The sequence below is a fragment of the Mesorhizobium sp. M7A.F.Ca.MR.362.00.0.0 genome (assembly GCF_004023175.1).
In the GTDB taxonomy this organism is placed as follows: domain Bacteria; phylum Pseudomonadota; class Alphaproteobacteria; order Rhizobiales; family Rhizobiaceae; genus Mesorhizobium.
The window spans coordinates 8650-10647 of sequence record NZ_RZTF01000226.1 but is presented as its reverse complement, the minus strand read 5'-3'; the positions used below and the strand labels follow the sequence as shown (position 1 = coordinate 10647).

The window sequence follows — 1998 nt, the reverse complement described above, 5'->3', positions numbered from 1 at the left end:
ACAGGATTGCGATTTCCTTGCGAGCTGCCGGAAACGCGAAAGCCCGGCTGAGGGCCAGCCGGGCTTTCTATGGTGGTGTGGCTTTAGCCGCCACGGAGAACATCAATCTTCAGGCGGCGTAGCCGCCATAGCCACGCGCAACGGCGTGCACGCCCGCCACCGGCTCGAGGTCCGGCCACAGGATGCCGGCGGCTTGCGCGAATTCGAGCAACGCCCGGCGCGCCTGCTCGACGCTCACATAACCTGGAACGGCCAGATCACATGTCTCCACCGCGTTTCGGTAAAGCGGGCCGCGGCGGGAGGTCGTCCAATTGGTGAGGAAATCGTGCATTTCGGCCAGCGAGGCAATCTCGCGCTTGAAGCCGAGGCCGACCGACAGTGCGACCGGTGAATGAAACAGCTTGTCGTGCATGAAGCGGGCTCCTGGTTTTTCGCGCGCTTGGAGAGATATCCGGGCGGGTCCGCGAACGGGACGCCGTGAAACGCGCAATGAGGCCGGAGGTTCCAGCTTGGGACTTGGCGATTTTTTTGATTGTGCCTGGTCGGCGAAGTTATCAATTCGCAGCGCAACGATCGCGTGCCGGACGCTCAACGGCTCCGCAGCCCCCTTGGCGACGGCAGGCTCTCCAAAATCCCGAAGGAGCCATCGAGATCGCTTGCCGCCTTGAGGCTCACGCCTTCTTCACGAACTCGGTCTTGAGCACCAGGCCTTTCACTTGCTTGGTGTTGCATTCGATCTCGCCGGGATTGCCGTTCAGGCGGATGGCCTTCACCAACGTGCCGCGCTTGATCGTCTCCGAAGTGCCTTTGACTTTGAGGTCTTTGATCAGCGTTACGGAATCACCGTCATTCAATTGAGCGCCATTGCTGTCGCGCACGATTACATCGTTCGGCATGCCATCTCCTGTGATTTGGATCCCACTACCAGATCAGATGAGAATCCCAAAACCGATGACGACCGGCAACCGTCAATATTTCAGGGGGCCCATCTGGTGGCGACGAGAAGACGCTCAGCACGTAAATGCCTAAGTCTTCGACGCCCAAGGTGGATGAACGCTTGGGGGAAGTCCGGCATCGTCTGCAGGTACCGCTGCCAGATCTGATCCATGACCGTGGTCGGCGTGGCACATCGAAGCCGGCGCCGCCGACAACCTCCTCGATCTCCGCCACCACGCGTGAATCCGTCGCCTGCCGCATCTCGGCTTCCGCTCTGTGCCATCGAGCGGATTGGCAGCTACGCCTGTTTGTCGTCCGGATGGCCAAGCTCGCAGAACCACCCGCCCAGATACTTCACCGATGGCGCCTTGGGATCCGGAATCTGCGTCTTCGCCTCGACCGCTGCCCGGAACGGCTCGGCACTATCCTGCGGAGAAAACCCCAGATGGTTGGCGCCGCTGTTGTCGACCGTTTTCACCTTGTTGTCGGAAAGGCCGAAGGAGATCGTATGGCCGACGCGCGGCGCGGTGAGAGCTGCCTCGACCAGACGCACACAATCGGCGAAGGAGAGGTATGACCACAGCATGCGACGGTCCGCCGGTTCGGGGAAGGACGAAAAGATGCGCAGGCACGCCGTCTCGATGCCGAACTTGTCCCAGTAAAGCCGGCTCAGGCTCTCGACGAAGTTCTTCGACACGCCATAGAGGCTGTCGGGACGCACCGGCGCGTCGACGCCGATATGCGCCTCGACCTCGTGATAGCCGACGGCATGCACGGAGGAGGCATAGATGACTCGTTTCACCCCGTGTTTCCGGGCGCCCTCGTAGATGTGATAGGAGCCGCGGATGCTGGAATCCAGGATGGTTTGCCATTCGCATTCGAGTGGTGCGCCGCCGAAATGCACGATCGCATCGCAATCCTTGGTGGCGGCAAACGTCGCCTCCATATCGGCGAGGTCGAAGACCGCTTCTTCCTCGTGTGGAGCAAGATCGCCGAACGGTTCGCGGCCGGCCAGGCGGATCGTTTTTGCCAGCGGCACCAGCCCCTTTCGCAGTTCCGAAC

Annotated in this window: 3 protein-coding genes; all 3 read right to left on the bottom strand. The window is 61.2% G+C overall.

The window, feature by feature from the left end; all coding sequences use genetic code 11:
- Positions 1 to 109: 109 nt before the first annotated feature.
- Entirely contained in the window at positions 110 to 412 is a 303-nt protein-coding gene (locus tag EOC06_RS23885; RefSeq protein WP_127269540.1) for a DUF982 domain-containing protein, read from the bottom strand.
- Between the two features lie 259 nt (positions 413 to 671).
- A complete protein-coding gene (locus EOC06_RS23880) occupies positions 672 to 896 on the bottom strand; it encodes an alkylphosphonate utilization protein (RefSeq protein ID WP_013529641.1) in 225 nt (74 codons plus the stop codon).
- A gap of 338 nt (positions 897 to 1234) precedes the next feature.
- The coding region (locus EOC06_RS23875) for an NAD(P)-dependent oxidoreductase (RefSeq protein WP_245469983.1) at positions 1235 to 1998 on the bottom strand (764 nt) is incomplete at its 5' end.

Bases quoted from the DNA above. Each gene is read 5' to 3' on its own strand.
- EOC06_RS23885 (WP_127269540.1), bottom strand. From the start codon at position 412: ATGCACGACAAGCTGTTTCATTCACCGGTCGCACTGTCGGTCGGCCTC.
- EOC06_RS23880 (WP_013529641.1), bottom strand. From the start codon at position 896: ATGCCGAACGATGTAATCGTGCGCGACAGCAATGGCGCTCAATTGAAT.